Origin of the sequence: Providencia sp. 21OH12SH02B-Prov, from assembly GCF_027362595.1 — a bacterium.
Lineage (GTDB): Bacteria > Pseudomonadota > Gammaproteobacteria > Enterobacterales > Enterobacteriaceae > Providencia > Providencia zhejiangensis.
Genome location: NZ_CP114796.1, coordinates 151,647 through 168,837 on the forward strand (window position 1 = coordinate 151,647; position 17,191 = coordinate 168,837).

Sequence of the window (17,191 nt, forward strand, 5' to 3'; positions counted from 1 at the left end):
GGATTACCAGTCGTGAATACGTTTAGTTCCTTCGGTTAACTGATTATAAGTTGCGATGGTTGGTAACAATTGAGTGATGAGACGGTTCCAACGTACCACCGGAGCAGCAGTGACATAAACCAGGTCATAAGGTTGCAATTTAAATTCTGTTCCCATCACCATGGAGGTGGCATCAGAGAGATCTAACTGATAAACCGCCGCCATTTTCTTCGGCAGTAGGGCATCCAGTTCTTTATCACCGGAAGTTTGATTTTTAATTGGACGGATAACAAATACACCCGTTGCATTAGCGGTAGTTTGATCTATACCACCCGCTTTACTCAGTGCCTCAGTAATATTCATCCCAGCACGATCAATCGTTAGGGTGTTTGGTTGACCCACTTCCCCCATCACAAACACTTTTTGCCCATCGTTACGTGGTACGTATAACACATCACCTGGTAGCATCAAGTGGTTCTGGGTTAGGTCGCCATACTGGACTAATGCTTGCAAGGAAACTTTAATTTCTTTGCCATTACGGGTTAGTACGACATTATCCCAATCGGCTTTTTCAGTCAGTCCACCGGCATTATTAAAGGCTTCTAAAATAGTTAATGGTACGTTGGTAATCGGTAATGTGCCTGGTTTAGAAACTTCGCCAGATACATACATTTTTTGTGAGCGGAAGGCGGCGATACTGACATCCACTTGCGGAGATTCAATATAAGTTGCAAGGCGGTTGCTCACTAGATTACGGATTTCAGTGACGGTTTTACCAATGACTTTCACTTTACCAATATAAGGGTAGTAGATAGTACCATCGGAATGTACCCAGTTACCGGAGTCCGCAGCACTACGGTAAGACCCTGCGGGGATGGTGAGTTCAGGGTGATCCCAAACAGTAATGGTTAAGACATCACCTACACCAACACGGTATTCATAGGTGGCAAGCTGCTTCTCTAAGGTTGGGTTAGGTTTGGCGATAACCTGTGGGGTATACATCTCATCTAACAGTTTTGGCGAGATCGGGTAGATATCGACAAATTTAGAAATATCACGATCGCCAGTGTCGACGACGTTTTTGCCCGAGGTAGACATATAAACACCGGGGGTAACAGTACAGCCAGTTAGAGCAGTCGTAATAAATATGGATATGAAATATTTTTTCATAAATTATTGAGCCTAATGTTCATAAAATATAGTATTATTACGTTCTTTTATGCAAAGCGTTATAAACGTAGTGGTTAAAATAGTATATACTTTTGCAGATATTAAATTTTAGTTCTGTTCTATAAATGTTCCATTGCCATACAGCTGATTTAAGTTTATTGCTTGAAAGGGAGTTGTTAGAAATTCGATATTTAGCTAATGAGTCTTGAATACAATAAGCCTTTTGAGCAGATTTTAAGATAGCTAACCACATTAAATAATCCTCTGCTCTCGTTGATTTCTGAAAAAATTTACCTAGTTTTTTAGCGCAATAAATTCCTGTAAGATTTCCTATAAAACATGAACGGAGTAAATCGTGATAGGTAATAATACGAGGTGAAATTCTTAATTTAGTCTTTCCATCAGCGTTAAATGCTGAGTAGTTTGAACATACTAAATCCCACCCCGATTCTAATAATGTGATTTGCTTTTCTAATTTAGAGGGCTCCCATAAATCATCACTATCAAGAAAAGCTATATATTGACCTTTTGCTGCCATAATCCCTTTATTTCTAGAAGTAGCAACACCTTGATTTAAATTTGATCTAATAAGCTTTATTCTATCATCTTGATACTCAGATATTATATTAATTGATTTATCTGTTGATGAATCATCAATAATTATTAATTCAAATCTGGTGTAAGTTTGAGCTAGTACTGAGTTTATAGATTAAGATATATATTTTTCAGCATTATAACATGGCATTATAATTGAAACTAAACCATCAATTGCAGGAGATAACATTCTATGACCTAAAGTATTAATTTATTAATATACTGGCAATTATAATATTAAGAAAAAATTTTCTCTACGAAATCGCTTAGCTTAAAGTTTCTGGCATATTTTTTTCCTAATAATGAAAGATTCTTTAATTCTTGTGGATTGTCAAATGTCCATAGTATAGAGTTAAGCAAATCGATTTCAGAATTAATAGGAATTATTTTTCCACAACATGAACCATTAATGTTCATAACTTCATTAACATATCCTACATCTGTTGTAATACAAAATAATGATTGAGACATTGCTTCAAGAATGACTCGAGGGCCAGTTTCTGATGATGATGGATTGATAAAAACTTCATTAGAAGAATAAACCTCATTCAAATCATTTCCATTCGGCACTTCACCAAGTAGTGTGACTAAAGAGTTAAGTTTATTTGTATTTATTAAATTTATAAGACTTTTTCTTAATGGACCATCACCCGCAATGGTTAGATGAAATTTTTTATTTGGATAATATTCATTAAGCTTTTTGAATGTGTTAATTAATAATTCTAACCCTTTTCCTTCATATAAACGAGATACAGTAAGAAAATTAATTAGGCCACTATCTTTTATCTTAGAAGAAGTATGAGTTTGAAAGTCTTGTTCAGTTAATGAGCTTTCAATAAGTACTTTAGTTTTTTTTCTCAGGAAAAATGGAACATTATTAATTACAGAGTTTCCATTTGCTGATGAGTTACAAAGATATGCTGAAATGCAAGTAAGAATATACTCCGGAAGATATAGAAGAAATCTACTTATACGAGATAAAAAGCTTTTATTTTTATTGTTTAGTATTACTTGAAGTGGGTTTGAGACAAAGTGGTAATTAATTATTTTATCTTTTTTAAAAAAGACAAAAAACCAACAGAATGGTTCGGGAGTTTTAATATAAATTCTATTAGTCATTTTGCATAATAATTTAATAGATTTGGTTATTTTAAAAAAATGTTTAGCGCTAGAAATATAATTTTCAAATAAAGGTAACTCAATTACTTCACAAATATCACTCGATATAAAAACATCTGAATTTGAATGTTCAGATATACTTGCAGTTGTTAGGAGTACTATTTTTCCGTAAACTTTGTAAAACTCGATTAAATATTTAGCATTTATGGATGATATATAAAAACCGTTATTGGATTTTTTTATTGCCCAACAACAATATAAGCCGGTCATATAGAACTCCTTTGCAAGCAAGAATGATTATAAATATATTTTCTATTTATTTCATTTTCTTTTTGGAATATAAGGTTTATCATCATAAATATAAATAGTGATTGAAAACTATCAAATAATATAGCACCCTTAAAGGTAACTACGATAGTATATATCAGGAGTAATATAGAAACCCAACTTTCATTATTGAATTTGCGAAAAAACATATTTTTGTTTAAGAAGATAAAAATAATTGTGAATATCCATAATAATAATCCAATATATCCAACAGAAAACAATATTCTATACCAACCAACATCTGTATTCATGTAGTAATCGTTATTATTTCCATACCATCTCGAATCTCCTAAAAAAGAAAAATCACTCCACCCATAGATAAACATATTAATATTTTCTTGTAGTGAACTAGTCTTTGTACCAGATACAAATATTTCTGTTATCCACGAGAGAAAAAACTCTTTAAATGTCAGAGGAAGTAAGTTAATAACGATGGAAAAAATAAGCGTTATCAGTAATGAAGATGAGATTAAAAATTTTAGTGATTGTTTAAATTGGGAGATTTTAAAAAAAATAAGTAAGAAAAACATTATCCCTATAAGAGAGGACCTTGCTGAGATGACTGATGATACTAATAATAAAATTAAAATTATAGAGTCATTCAATGTCAACTTAATTCTTCTATTGTTTTTATAATAAATGAAGAGCAAATAACTTATAGAACATAGAACATAGAACATAGAACATAGAACTTGAACAAAGCCTATAGAATATACAGATATACCTGAAATACCAATCATTCGTAATGACATTGCACTATTTAGGGCATCATTACCACCTATAAGCGAGAATGTTTTTTGATTTATTAAACTCAAATATGATGACTGAAATGATGTTGAAATTAGCATCAATATTATGAATATAGAATTAACTAGCCCTGCGAATCCAATTGTTTTCAATAGTAACAATTTATTTTCATGGAAAATAAATTTGTAGATAGATGCGGAGAAAAGAATAATTAAAAAATATAAAAATGAAGTTCTAATAAAGTAGCTATCAGATGAGTTTTCTGGATTGTTAATGAAACTAAAAATAGACCAAGAAAATAATAAAAATGAAAACAGAAGTGCACTCTTATTCTTGAGGGGGAATGCTTTTTTGTTTAAAATATTTATAATACAGTATATAAGCATAAAGAAAAGAATAAGATAACTACTTGGTATACCAAAAGTAATATTATAATTTACATTATAAATCAAATAAATAGTAAGAAACAAACATATATAGAATCTTACATTTGAGTAATGTTTTTTTATCATAAGGAGTAAATTACTATAATTTAAATATTCTATTTAACTCACTCATAAAACTATTGATAATAATTTTTTTAGGAGTGTTCTTTAGTATGGGTAATGTATTTTTAATTTGTAATCTTAATAATTTTCTCATGCATATTGAGGATATCCATTCTTGTTCATATTTATTTAGTTGCTTAGGAAAGGATGTGAGTTCTTTATTGATCAATTCTTTGTTTTTTTTATAATATAATGAAAATAAACGTGAACTATCATTTAATATTTCAACCCTTTTTTTTCTTGATAAAGAATCTGAGAGAAGTCTATACTGAAATAGTATATCATTTACATTTCCAAATCTTGCTCCTGCTTCATGCATATTCATCCATAATGCTAAATCTTCAGCATGCTTAAAACAGTTAGTTCCATATTTAATATTGTTTTGAGTCATAAAATTTTTTCTAATTAAAACAGATGGATGTGCAAATGGTACGGTACTAGCTAAAGCAATGTTTACCATTTGAGTATTCTTAGGTACAAGTACTAGTCCTGATATATCACCAACTTCATTTATTTCAAAGTAATGGCATCCACATATATCTAATTGGTTCTGCGTAATATAGTCTAATTGTTTTTTTAATCTTGTCGGTAAAGAAATATCATCTGCATCCATTCTCGCGATAAATTGACCTTTGGCCATCTCAATCCCTTCATTTAGGCTATATATTAACCCTTTATTTTCTCTATTAATAATGTTGATACGGGAATCTTTAGCTGAAAATTCTTCCATGATTTTCAAAGAATCATCAGTAGAACCATCATTGACTAAGATTAGCTCTAAATTAGTATGTGTTTGTGTTAATATAGAATTGATTGAATCAAATAGATAATCTTGTGCATTGTATACAGGTAATACTACTGATATTAAATCTTGATTTTCCATTGTTTAGTTTCTATTTATTAAAATCTGCAGTTTAGTTTAATGATTAATAGTATATTTATATATAATTAATGTTTTATTTCTTTTCCAATACAACCAGTTGGAATTGCTGAGTTTTCCCCTTTCCATTTTTTATTAGGGATAATATAATCCTCTCCATAATAGCTAATCAAGTGTGCTTTGTAATTTTTAGGTATATGCCATAGCCCGTTTTCAAATTCTATTGTTTCAAATCCATTATATTTGTTATTAAATAAATATAGTTCTACACCATTTTTTATCAAAATAGAGTCCTTCCACGTTAGCCCTTGAAATGGACGAAACACAGGGGTAGATATAACATCATTCTTTATAGAACAAAAAAATAAATCTACACTGATACCTTTAAAACTATAAGATTCTTCAATTATAATTCCATCAACACTTATTTCTCGTGTTAATATAAATCCTTGCTCAATTATTTTATTTCGTAAATTTAAGTTCCATTCTTTTTGATTTATTCCAATATCAAGATCGTAGTCATGTGATAGAATTGAACCTTGTCTTACCGCGCCTAATAATGTCCCATATTCCAACCAATATCCTATATTATTTATATTAAAAAAATCATGAAGACGTTTTAGCATTGTTTTTTTTATTAATTTTTAACATGACTGATTTTTTGAAAAAAATCATATCATATTTTATTTTTCGTAAAAAATTAATTAACATATTATTCCTTAAGTAAATTTTTATATTTTATACATTTTAAGATTCTATATAAACTAGTAATAAATGCATTCAATACAATAGCCCAACAAAGGGTACTTATAGTTACATATTCAAATTGGCTCATGAATAAAATAAATGTGATATAAAAGAATGCAGCAATATAGATACTATTATTAAAATCTTTCTTTCTATCTATAAGAACTAATGCACAGTTCCCTAAAAAATATGAAAATATATTTAATAAAGGTATAAAATACAATATTAATAAATAGGTATAAGATTTTGCCATATCATCTCCTGCGAATAAGATGATAAAATCCTTTCCAAACAAAAGCAATATAGGATATGTTAGTAAATAAATAACTATTAAGTACTTTATAGTTGAAAATGTTACGCCAAAGTTTTTTGTTTTTGCGATATAAGGGTAAAGTACTTGATTTAGTAAATTTATAGGCATTAGCGCTAAATTAATCAGTTTTTCAGCTAAATCATAATAGGCAACCTGAGCAAATCCGATATAATTACCAATTAAATAGGTGTTTAATTTTAGAATTATAACGCCGATAGAACGAGATAACAAAAATGAATATGACTCTTTAATATCTTTCTTTATTCTTTTAAAAGATACTGGAACAAATTTCAATTTCAATTTAATATTGAAAAACCATAATGATAATATCCCATTAATCAAAGAAGAAAAAACTAATGCTAGAGGAAATGAATAAAATCCGATAAAAGTATAAGAGCCTATAAATATTATTAACAGCATACATAATCTTGAAAAAAGGTTAATTAATGCTGCATATTTTATTTTTTCTAAACCAAGGTATAACCATTGTGAAAATAACGCTTCACCCAATACAATAAAGAATAAAATATTAGAAAGATAATGGTTTTCATTTAATTTGCTGTTAAAGTAAATGAAAAATTGGAATATTAAAAAAGATATTAAAACTAATAATAATTTTATATAGGTTATACTGCTATATATAATAGATAGTTTCTTCTTGCTATTAGAATTTTCTGACGCAATTCTAGTTCCATAAATGTTGAAACCAAAATCAACAATTATAGACATAAGCATAATTATACTTTGAATAAAAATGACTAATCCATAAGAATCTATACTGAATTTTCTAATTATATATGGGTAATATATAAATGGAATTAATAACGTTACTATTTGTATAATACTCAAATAAGAAAAGTTACTGATTAATTTTTTTTTAATTGTCATCGTTAATATAAAAAAGATATAGGAATTGAGATTTCATCTGGATAAGGGTCAATAATATGCTTAGTAGTTTTATGTGGAAAAACCTTCTTATCTTTTATATAACTTTGTACAATACTTTTATTTATAACAAAGTCCTCTCTCCATGATATAACCTGCACCGAGGGTAGATTATAGTTTAGCATTACAGCAGGGACTCTTCTTAAACCTAATTTTTTAGCTACTTCAAATCGATGATGACCATCCATGATGGCATATGAGTTTTCTTCTAAGAGTAAAGGCACTCGCCAGAGTGCCTCCGCCTTGATTTTTTCTATAAGCCATTCAACACGTTCAGGTATATGTTCTTCAGTGATTTGAATGTTATCAATGTTAACTAATTCTAAACGATACACTTATACAACCTTAGACTCTATATCAAGTAAGCTATCTATTAAATATTGATTATCAATAGTATTTCTAACAGCAAGCCGGACATATGATTGTCCATCGAACCCTTTTTTCTCTGAACAATCTTTTGCAAGAATACTATAGTCATTACAGAGCATTTCTATTAGCCTACTTGATGAAATCAAATTTACTTTGCATAAAATATAGTTCGCTTGGGAATTGATAGGTGTTAAAAGCTTATTTTTCTCTAACTCAGTAAACAATGAATTCCTTTCAACAATTATTTGATTACAAGCTGATGAATATATTTTTTCATATTTACCTATAATTTGAAAGAAAAACTCACCAAGAGAGTTTATATTCCACACTGGAATGGACTTTTTAATTGCAGAAATTAATTCAATATTAGAACTTGCTATAACTCCTAAGCGAATGCCTGGGACACCATAACTTTTGCTAATGCTTTTTATCACGATTAATCCTGAATACATATTAAGAATTTCTTCTTTCATCAATGTAGAGTTTAATCCATTTTCAGCAAAATCAACAAAGCTTTCATCTACAATGAATGTTTTTTTATTTATTTTGAACCAATTAATTAGCTCCAGCAAATCTTTATATGGAATGAAATTTCCAGATGGATTATCAGGGTTTATAAGGATAACCCCATCATTTTCTTGAGCCAAATTAATAATGTCATTTTTATTATATGAGAAATTTTGGCTATTCAGTTTCTTAAGGGCTACAGATTTAAATCTTGATGAGTATTCCTCAAACGTTGGAATAAACAAACCTAGTTTTTCATTTTTATATTGTGCAAGTGTATCAATCAATTCTGCGGCTCCATTTCCTACAGCGATTTGGTCTGGATTGCACTTGAACATTTTGGCCGCTAAAAGTGATTGTACATTAGCACCTGATGGGTATTCGCGCACTAGAGTATCAAACGAGTTTTTCATTTCACCCATGAATGTTTTATTAGGAAAATATGGATTTACTAAATAGCAGAAATCAATAATATCACTATAACGCCAATAACCACCATAACGACGGGATAAGAGACTTAATTTTTCTTTTTCTGGTGCAAAAATAACATTGGCATTATCAAGATCTTGAGCATCATCTATCTCGTACCATTTTTCACCTTGTAATGGTAACGCTTTTAATTCCTGAGTTTCCAATAGTGTGATGACTCGCAATACTTGCTCGTAATACTCATTTTGGCCTAATGCTTTTGAATAAGCCTCTAAAAAAGGCACGTATGTATTTTCTAAAAATTCTTTAGAAAATTTATAAATATTTACTGTTTTATAATATAAATCACTTTTATTAAACTCAAAGTCTTTTTTAGGAACAAAATTAACAATATCAAAGTTATTATTGATTTCAACAACTGTTCCATCCATCCATGGCTGATATTTATCAACTACGGCAATATTTGGAAATTGATTTGATATTAGATTTTCTATGATTTTTTCTTCAAAAATCAAATCACTTTCTAATAGAATGGTGTCGTCTTTTACTAATTCATCTTTGGCAAGGTATATTGAATATATATTGTTTGTTTTATCATATATATCATTATCAATATATATTATTTCTATTCCATTATACTGATTACCTAAGAATTTTTTTAAATTTTCTTTTTGGTAGCCAGCAACTAGAATAATTCTACTAATATTATATTTTGATAGGATATTTAAACAACGTTCAATTAATGTAACTTCATGTACAGATACCATACATTTGGTTTTATCACTAGTATATTTACCTAAACGATTGCCCATTCCTGCAGCAGGTATTAAAACTTGCATATCTTTTCCTTAATTATTTTTCTAGCCAGAATTTTGTGTTAGGTACAGACATTGAAATTCTCTGACCTACATTATTAGCGATTGCTAATTTATGTATATTTTTTGCAATAAATAAATCATGTATGGATAACCCTATATTATAGCATATTATCTTTTCTAATTGACTTTTTCTTCCTAGTTCTATAGGGGATTTTATATATGAGGCTGTTTCTATTGCTTTATTTTGAAATTTATTAAAGTGCTTAAATCCAGATACATGTCCTAAATCATCAACATAAACTTTGTCGAAAAATAAATCACAGTTAGTAAAACCTCTGGTATGAATAGGAACAACTAGGCATCCATTCGAAAACTTATCATCACTACAAATATCGTTTTCAAAATAAGTTACAGATGAAATAACTATATCTGTATTTTCAACGCATTCATCATATGTATTACATATAATATATTGGGTGCTTTGTGGGAGTAACTGTTTTGCAAACGCAATAAAATCTAAATGTTGATCTTTATATTTTTTAACTTTAATTACTAAGTCACGTTTATCATATATGCAAGAAAATATTTTTAATGTTGCCCTAGCTTGTATTCCAACTCCAATGAATGATAAAGAGTTAAAGTCATTTTTAGCAAACGAAATAATTGAGTGTGTTGCTATAGCTCCTGTTCTCATTGCGGTGATAAAATTTCCATCCATGATGCATTCAAGGTTGCCGTTCTTTATATTATAAAGAAATATTTGACTATCTAACACTGGTGATCTATTTGGATATCTATTAACTATTTTTAAACCTGCACTTTCTTCTTTTAATAAAATAGAAGGCATAAAATTATAAAAAACTTCATCTTCAGGTTTTAAGCTAATCTTAGGTGGCAGAATTGTGTCATTTTTTTGGCTAATAGATTGACATATCCAGCTATAAATTGTTTGTGGAGAGATATCTAGCTCCAATATATTTTCAAACGATAGTAATTGCATAAGATAGCCTATGATTAGTTTGTTTTAGGTAATAGCTACCGCACTGGGTTGTCGGGTCCCAGAGCACCATTGAATTCTATATCTATGCTTATTAATTGATAACATTACATTTTTATGCAATTGCTCAATTGATAAGCATTTCTTATCGTTTTTACCCCCGAGAGGGTATGCCTCTACGCTGACTCGGTCAAGCGAAAGCCACTAATAATAACACTAAATATAGGTTATGACTATTAATGTGATAGTCTTAAAGAATAGTCTTATTGGTTTTGTAAATCATATAAATTCTTTTAAATTATAAGGTTATATTTTTCCTAAATAACGTTTGATAATTGGCAACATTTTATTTTAAGAGAGATAAAATAACCCTATTTTTTGTCGAGGTATTATCTTAATTAAACTAATAACTCTCTCGTTACAAGAGTATCGCGTTAAGATAACTTGAATAATTGAGATATACATCATTTTTATTTTTTGGTTGCCAATGAATATTCGTAAAAGGCGTTTAATTGATAAATTAAGATAATTAATTTTTGATGTAATAACTCAAGAACACTCAATAAGCGATTTCTCGTGTTAATTATAGTGTGGCCTTAACTAATTGCGAATGAGAAGGTGTCAAAAAATGAATAATACCCTAGCTGCATGGAAAGGCTGCTAGGGTATGTCTTTTAGATCAGGGGGAGTATTACCACTTGAATGGCAGTGTCACCATCACGGAAGCACCGATATCATCACGGGTATCGTAATCGGTTTTCGAAACCCAGACTTTAGCGTCTGTACTAACTCGGTCGTCAAAATTATGCCACCAGCCTAAATCAAGACCTTTAATTGTTTCTGATTTAGGGTAGATTTTGTTTTGTGGATAACTTTCTTTATTGACCTTGGCATAGACTAAACGTGTACTAACACGGTTATCATCGTCAAGGGTGTATTCCACTTTGGCTGATAGCATACGCCCATCACCGCCCATGGCATGGCCTAATGGAGCACCTTGTTGGTAATAGCCGTCTTTATAGATAAAGTGACGATACATCACCCCGTTTTTATTCCACTCGGTGTGGGTATTGGCACCTTCAATATACCAACTTAAAGGCTGGCCCCAAGCAGTGTGGTAGCCTTCGATGCCCCCCATAAAGGCATTTTTCGATGGAAACATACCCGCTTCATCTTCACCGATCATCTGCCCATAAACACTGACAGGTAGGCCAATTAGCGGATAAAGTTTAATTTTGGCATCAAGTCCTGCGAGTTGGTTACCTGGATCATCATTTTGATCACCGGTGTTATCTTTACCTGCCATCGCATTCCAGAAAGAATTCCAGTTGTTTGGACGCCCTTCACCACCCCACATCACTACGCGCGAACCACCTAATTCAAAGAAATCAGTTGGGTTCATGGTCATACGTAAACCAATTAATTTTGTGTGTGGCTGTGACGAGTATTGCTTAATTTGCCCAGCAGTCAGCTGATATTGCCATGAACCAATCCATGACAGCCAAGGGGTCTCAAATGGACTTTGGTCTGCACGCTGCATAAGGAAACCAGTAACTGGACGTGCTGCATCAGTACGAATCAAACTACCATCATGACCAGGTCCCCACCATTGAGGGATTTCACCGAAACTTACCCATTGGTTCCAAATTTTTACGCCACCATAAGAACCATTAAGGTTGTAATCAGAGCCATTTTCAACACGTAGCGCTCGTTCAGCGTTGGCTTTTAGATTTAAGTCAACATCGTCGGTACTATAGTTGCCTTCAACGGTGTAACGGAAATCACTGTATTCGCTTTGGGCGAATCCTTGTGGCATGGAAGGCTTACCAGTGGATAAATAGGTTTGTAATTGAACACTATTTTTCGTGCGGTTTAGTTGCTGCTTAATACGTTGTACTATCGCTTCTTGTTCACTATTGGTGATATTGGCATTATTTAGTGAGCGGGTTATTTCTTCTGCCGATAAAGGCCATGTTGAAAGACTAATTTGGATAACATTACGCTCTGATAACCAGGCGAGGTCGTTACGTAGATTGTTATCGGGTAATACGAGTCCTCCAGCAAGAGCGTTACCACTCATTGCACTCAATAACGTTAGGATGGCCAACTTGGTAAGCTTAATTTTTTTCATTGATGAATCCGTTGAGTTGAGTCGTCTAATTTTTTGTGTCTTGATGCAAACAATTGCCTATAAAATAATTCAAATTGAACGCAAATTAAGAGTGATAATTGCCACGCTGAGATTACAGGGATATTTGTCGTATTGATTAGACATGCGTGCTGCGTTCTATATCAATATAATAGGTAATCTTTGAGTAAATAAAAAGCAGATTATCAATATATCCGGTATTTTGTCTGTTTATGATTATAGATCACGAAATAAATAGAAATTGAGGGATTAATATCGAGTATTCATTTTTATTAATATGAGAACTTCCTATTTATTGTTTTTAAATGGCTTTTAATTCCTATCAAAAAATGATGATAAAACGTGTTGATATTGAAATAAGCAAGAATGCTTAAGTAAATAGGTGGGCGTGAGTGAGATATCAATATTGCGAAATAAAAAGTAAGCCCTTTAAATAATCTTATTTAAAGGGCTTAAAATAAAGCTTATGGCTGGATAAGATTATCGACCATGTTCGGGTAACCAAATCTGTAAACGTAAACCACCAAGTGGGCTATCGTCAGCTTTTACCCAACCTTTATGTTGTGATATCGCTGTTTCAACAATCGCCAAACCTAACCCCGTGCCTCCGGTCTCTCTATCACGAGCTTCATCAGTGCGATAGAACGGGCGGAAAATATTTTCACGGTCTGCTGGGCTAACCCCAGGGCCATCATCATCAACAGTGATTAATATGCCGTTGTTTTCCTCTTTAAAATTCACCGCAATGTGTGTATTAGAGTAACGAAGGGCATTACGAACAATGTTTTCAAATGCACTGCCAATTGCCGATGGGTTGCAGTAGATAGGCCATGGGCCGGGCGGTGCGGTTACATCCAACGTTTTATTCATTTGCTCTGCTTCAAAGCGAGCATCCTCTAAAATATCTCCCCATAAATCATCGGCTTTAATGTTCTCCCTGAGGATTTCATTTTTGTGTTGGCTACGTGATAACACCAATAAGTCGTTGATCATGCTATCTAAGCGATGGGTTTCGGTTTCGATGCGTTCTAACTCTTTACTTTCACCGTGGCGACGACGTAATAGTGCCGTTGCCAACTGCAATCGAGTTAATGGCGTTCGTAATTCGTGTGAGATATCAGAAATTAAACGTTGTTGGGCGGTGACCATGCCATCAAGCGCACTGATCATCTGGTTAAAACTATTACCTGTAGAAAGAAATTCTTGAGGTCCAGATTCAAGTTCAGGGTGTGGACGTAAATTGCCTTTTGCGACATCGTCAGCTGCCATTTTTAATTTACGAGCAGGGCGAGCCAGACTCCATGATAGCCAAAGTAGTAACGGAGCACTGATTAACATGGTGGCAATTAACAGCAGGAATGGTCTATCAAACAATAAGTTAATAAAGTCTGATTGCGGGCTATTTGCCGGTCGTACTAAATAGAGTTGATAGTGATCTTCACCGTCGCGAATGGAAAACGGTCCAAGAATTTCGGCTCGTCCGTATTTTTTCTTTTTCGGGTGATCGGCGTTGTCGGATTGCCCGATAAAGTTACGGATCACTTGCATTTCACTGGGCATCGCACCGATAACACGTCCTTCACTGGTCACAATGATGAGACGTTGCCCCGGGGGGGCCCATTTTTTGATGGAGTTAGAAATACGTCGCCACCAAAGTAGGTCGTTCATCGGTGCCTGTGCAAGTTCGGCTTCGATGTGTTGCTCAAGCATCTCCCCTTGGCGTTGCTCACTTTCCAGTAGGGAAGTGAGCTGCCTAGAGTCTAGCTTGGGTACCATCAGCACTAGCATTAAAACTAGTGCGAGGGTAAACCAGAAAATCGCAAATATTCTCGCGGTTAAGCTATTTATCATGTTGCTGAAACCATCAAGTATCCACGGCCACGCAAGGTTTTAAACCAAGGTTGACCATCTGTACGTTCTGGGAGTTTACGGCGTAAGTTAGATATGTGCATATCAATTGCACGGTCAAACGGTGTTAACCGCTTACCGAGCACTTCTTGACTTAAATGTTCTCTTGAAACAACTTGACCAAGGTGCTGTGCTAATAAATACAGTAACGTGAATTCGGTACCTGTTAGGTCAAGAATTTCATTGTCAAAGCTAGCTTCTTGGCGGCCTGGATTCAATTGTAGTTTATCCACCTGTAATACCGGTGTATTGCTGTTATCTCCTTGGTTTTGTTCACTCCAATTAGAGCGGCGCAATAATGCACGGATACGCGCGACTAATTCACGGTCATTAAAAGGCTTAGGCAAATAGTCGTCAGCACCTAATTCTAACCCTAATACTTTGTCGAGTTCGCTTCCGCGGGCAGTCAACATAATAACGGGGGTTTGGTGGATTTGACGTAGCTCTTTTAATGTCTCAATACCATTTTTCTTTGGCATCATGACATCGAGTAATAACAGGTCAATGGACGAATCAAGTTGTTGCAAAGCCTGTTCACCATCATAGGCGATGACAACGTTGAAACCTTCCATTTCGAGCAGTTCTTTTAAGAGCGACGTGAGTTCACGGTCGTCATCAACTAATAGGATTTTATGCATGTGTTTAAGTCCTCCAGCTGCCAAAATACGATAACAATCTTCACGATTCCATGACTTTACGTTCTTTTACATGCTCTGACGCTAGTTTGCAGCCACCAGCGTATAGTTGTCTACATTGAATCACGAGCACTGTCCGAGAACAAGGAGTTGGGAATGCAAAGAACAGCACAAACAACAGTTATGTTGACGTTAACCTCTGCATTTATTATCGGATCAGTGACGGCTTTTGGGGATACACCAGAAAATATTATTCAAACTGGTGATTCATCGACTCCCCTAATGTTACAAATGCAAAATGAGCCGGAGTCTCCATCAGTAGTTGCTCAGCTTCAGCACCATGAGCTGTTTGGTAATGCAGAACGCACAAGTACATTTATGTTTAATGGTATCACGTTAAATGAAAAACAGCGTCAGCAATTGCGAGATTTAATGGCAACACAGCGTCGTTATCAATTTGATAACCCAGTTTCCATGCAAGAGCGTGAAGCACTGCACAATTTAATCATCGCCGATGATTTTGATGAAAAAGCGGTTCGTGACCAGTTAGAAAAACATATGCAAAAAGAATTGGCCCAGCGTGTTGAAATGGCGCGTATTCACCATGAGTTGTACCAGCTATTAACACCTGAGCAGAAAGCCCAACTTGAGCAGATCCATCAACAGAAGATGTCTCAATTTCAGGCTTTACAGTAAATAGTTTTGTTGAAGTTGTTTAATTCGAAATTCTCTTGATCGTAGTAGTGAAGTAGCAATAAGTGAAGTTTTTCCTTGCCATAGACACCATCCCTGTCTTTTACAGCCCCTTCTTGGGGCTATTTTTTTGCCTATTACTATGTATCATAGGCCTTATAAATCCAAAAAAGACTGATTTAATGAATATGAACAGTTGAATTGTGCACAGGTTAATATCGGGATAGGGCTTTCCTGTTATTTAATTTTAATCATATTATTTAGTCTATCGTGATTTATTCTGCTGCAAATTCTACTATTGAGATAAAAAACAGATGAACTTCACTTTATAAGTCGATTCTTACTATATTCCTATTGTTATTTTTTGCAGACTTTATAGTCTTTAAAACCTTAAAAAGAATGGTTATGTGTATTGCAAAGGAAAAAATATGATGAAGATGAAGGCGCTTGTTGCAGTCGCTGTTTCAGCCGTGATTTTGACGGGATGTAAAAACTTAGATCAGGGCATGCTAACAAACTCGGGTATGCAATTACTGCAAGCTGCTACTTTAACTGACGGTGACGTGAAGCAATTAAGTGACCAGTCATGTAAAGAGATGGATGCACAAAATAAAATTGCACCTGCTTCTAGCAAATACTCGAAGCGCTTAGATAAAATTGCTAAAGCATTAGGCAATGAAATCGATGGCACTCCTGTTAACTATAAAGTTTATCTGACCGATGAAGTAAATGCGTGGGCAATGGCGAATGGCTGTGTGCGTGTTTATAGCGGTTTGATGGATATGATGAATGATAATGAAGTTGAAGGTGTATTAGGCCACGAAATGGGCCACGTTGCACTGGGTCACTCACGTAAAGCTATGCAAGTTGCTTATGCCGCTGTTGCTGCCCGCACCGCAGCGGCTTCAGCAGGTGGCGTGGTTGAGCAATTGAGCGCGTCTCAGGTTGCTGCATTGGGTGAAAAACTGGTTAACTCTCAGTTCTCTCAACACCAAGAAAGTCAGGCGGATGATTTCTCTTATGACCTGCTGAAAAAGCGTGGAATTAAAACCGAAGGTCTGGCAACCAGTTTTGAGAAATTAGCAAAACTGGGCGGTAGCGAAAGCAGCATGTTTGACTCGCATCCACCGTCAGCTGAACGTGCTCAACATATCCGTGACCGTATTGCGGCTGATAAATAAGCCTTTTTGTTAGTCAACAATCATATTGAAGTGCAGCTATGGTGAATCCATCGCTGCACTTTTTTTGCATTTTTTGTGAGTTTTTTCAGAGAATTTGCAGCGTGTCTGCGAGTGTAATCTCAAATAAGAGGAATTC

15 protein-coding genes are annotated in these 17,191 nt (G+C 33.6%); 3 read left to right on the plus strand and 12 right to left on the minus strand.

What is annotated here, in order from left to right; all coding sequences use genetic code 11:
• Positions 1-3: 3 nt before the first annotated feature.
• The 3 genes from O7C57_RS00660 to O7C57_RS00670 form a co-directional block, all read right to left on the minus strand.
• Positions 4-1,149, minus strand: coding sequence for a polysaccharide export protein (locus O7C57_RS00660; protein WP_269723499.1), 1,146 nt, complete (start codon positions 1,147-1,149; stop codon positions 4-6).
• A gap of 37 nt (positions 1,150-1,186) precedes the next feature.
• Entirely contained in the window at positions 1,187-1,855 is a 669-nt protein-coding gene (locus O7C57_RS00665; protein ID WP_336432825.1) for a glycosyltransferase family 2 protein, read from the minus strand.
• A 125-nt stretch (positions 1,856-1,980) separates the two neighbouring features.
• A complete protein-coding gene (locus O7C57_RS00670; protein WP_269723500.1) occupies positions 1,981-3,132 on the minus strand; it encodes a glycosyltransferase in 1,152 nt (383 codons plus the stop codon).
• A 489-nt stretch (positions 3,133-3,621) separates the two neighbouring features.
• Between O7C57_RS00670 and O7C57_RS21490 the strand changes: the two genes are divergently transcribed.
• A complete protein-coding gene (locus O7C57_RS21490) occupies positions 3,622-3,825 on the plus strand; it encodes a hypothetical protein (protein ID WP_269723501.1) in 204 nt (67 codons plus the stop codon).
• A 636-nt stretch (positions 3,826-4,461) separates the two neighbouring features.
• Here O7C57_RS21490 and O7C57_RS00680 read toward each other — a convergent pair.
• From O7C57_RS00680 to cpxR, 9 genes are all read right to left on the minus strand, one after another.
• Complete coding sequence (locus tag O7C57_RS00680; protein WP_269723502.1) at positions 4,462-5,367, minus strand: glycosyltransferase family 2 protein; 906 nt, start codon at positions 5,365-5,367, stop codon at positions 4,462-4,464.
• Between the two features lie 65 nt (positions 5,368-5,432).
• Positions 5,433-5,990: a LicD family protein gene (locus O7C57_RS00685; RefSeq protein WP_269723503.1), complete on the minus strand. Its 558-nt coding sequence runs from the start codon at positions 5,988-5,990 to the stop codon at positions 5,433-5,435.
• Between the two features lie 86 nt (positions 5,991-6,076).
• Entirely contained in the window at positions 6,077-7,312 is a 1,236-nt protein-coding gene (locus tag O7C57_RS00690) for an oligosaccharide flippase family protein (protein WP_269723504.1), read from the minus strand.
• Between the two features lie 2 nt (positions 7,313-7,314).
• Positions 7,315-7,704: a ParB N-terminal domain-containing protein gene (locus tag O7C57_RS00695; RefSeq protein ID WP_269723505.1), complete on the minus strand. Its 390-nt coding sequence runs from the start codon at positions 7,702-7,704 to the stop codon at positions 7,315-7,317.
• Positions 7,705-9,513, minus strand: coding sequence for an aminotransferase class I/II-fold pyridoxal phosphate-dependent enzyme (locus O7C57_RS00700; RefSeq protein ID WP_269723506.1), 1,809 nt, complete (start codon positions 9,511-9,513; stop codon positions 7,705-7,707).
• Between the two features lie 13 nt (positions 9,514-9,526).
• Complete coding sequence (locus O7C57_RS00705) at positions 9,527-10,492, minus strand: hypothetical protein (RefSeq protein WP_269723507.1); 966 nt, start codon at positions 10,490-10,492, stop codon at positions 9,527-9,529.
• A gap of 688 nt (positions 10,493-11,180) precedes the next feature.
• The gene (locus O7C57_RS00710; RefSeq protein WP_247047397.1) at positions 11,181-12,620 is read right to left on the minus strand and encodes a capsule assembly Wzi family protein; all 1,440 of its coding nucleotides are present in this window, start codon (positions 12,618-12,620) and stop codon (positions 11,181-11,183) included.
• Between the two features lie 498 nt (positions 12,621-13,118).
• A complete protein-coding gene (cpxA, locus tag O7C57_RS00715) occupies positions 13,119-14,489 on the minus strand; it encodes an envelope stress sensor histidine kinase CpxA (RefSeq protein ID WP_154623646.1) in 1,371 nt (456 codons plus the stop codon).
• Complete coding sequence (gene cpxR, locus O7C57_RS00720; protein WP_004924392.1) at positions 14,486-15,184, minus strand: envelope stress response regulator transcription factor CpxR; 699 nt, start codon at positions 15,182-15,184, stop codon at positions 14,486-14,488. The genes cpxA and cpxR overlap by 4 nt, the downstream gene beginning before the upstream one ends.
• A 153-nt stretch (positions 15,185-15,337) precedes the next feature.
• Between cpxR and O7C57_RS00725 the strand changes: the two genes are divergently transcribed.
• Positions 15,338-15,877 (plus strand): Spy/CpxP family protein refolding chaperone, encoded by a 540-nt coding sequence (locus tag O7C57_RS00725; RefSeq protein ID WP_154623647.1) that lies wholly within the window; start codon positions 15,338-15,340, stop codon positions 15,875-15,877.
• Positions 15,878-16,305: 428 nt separating this feature from the next.
• Positions 16,306-17,055, plus strand: a complete 750-nt coding sequence (locus O7C57_RS00730; RefSeq protein ID WP_154623654.1) for a M48 family metallopeptidase — start codon at positions 16,306-16,308, stop codon at positions 17,053-17,055.
• Positions 17,056-17,191: the final 136 nt, after the last annotated feature.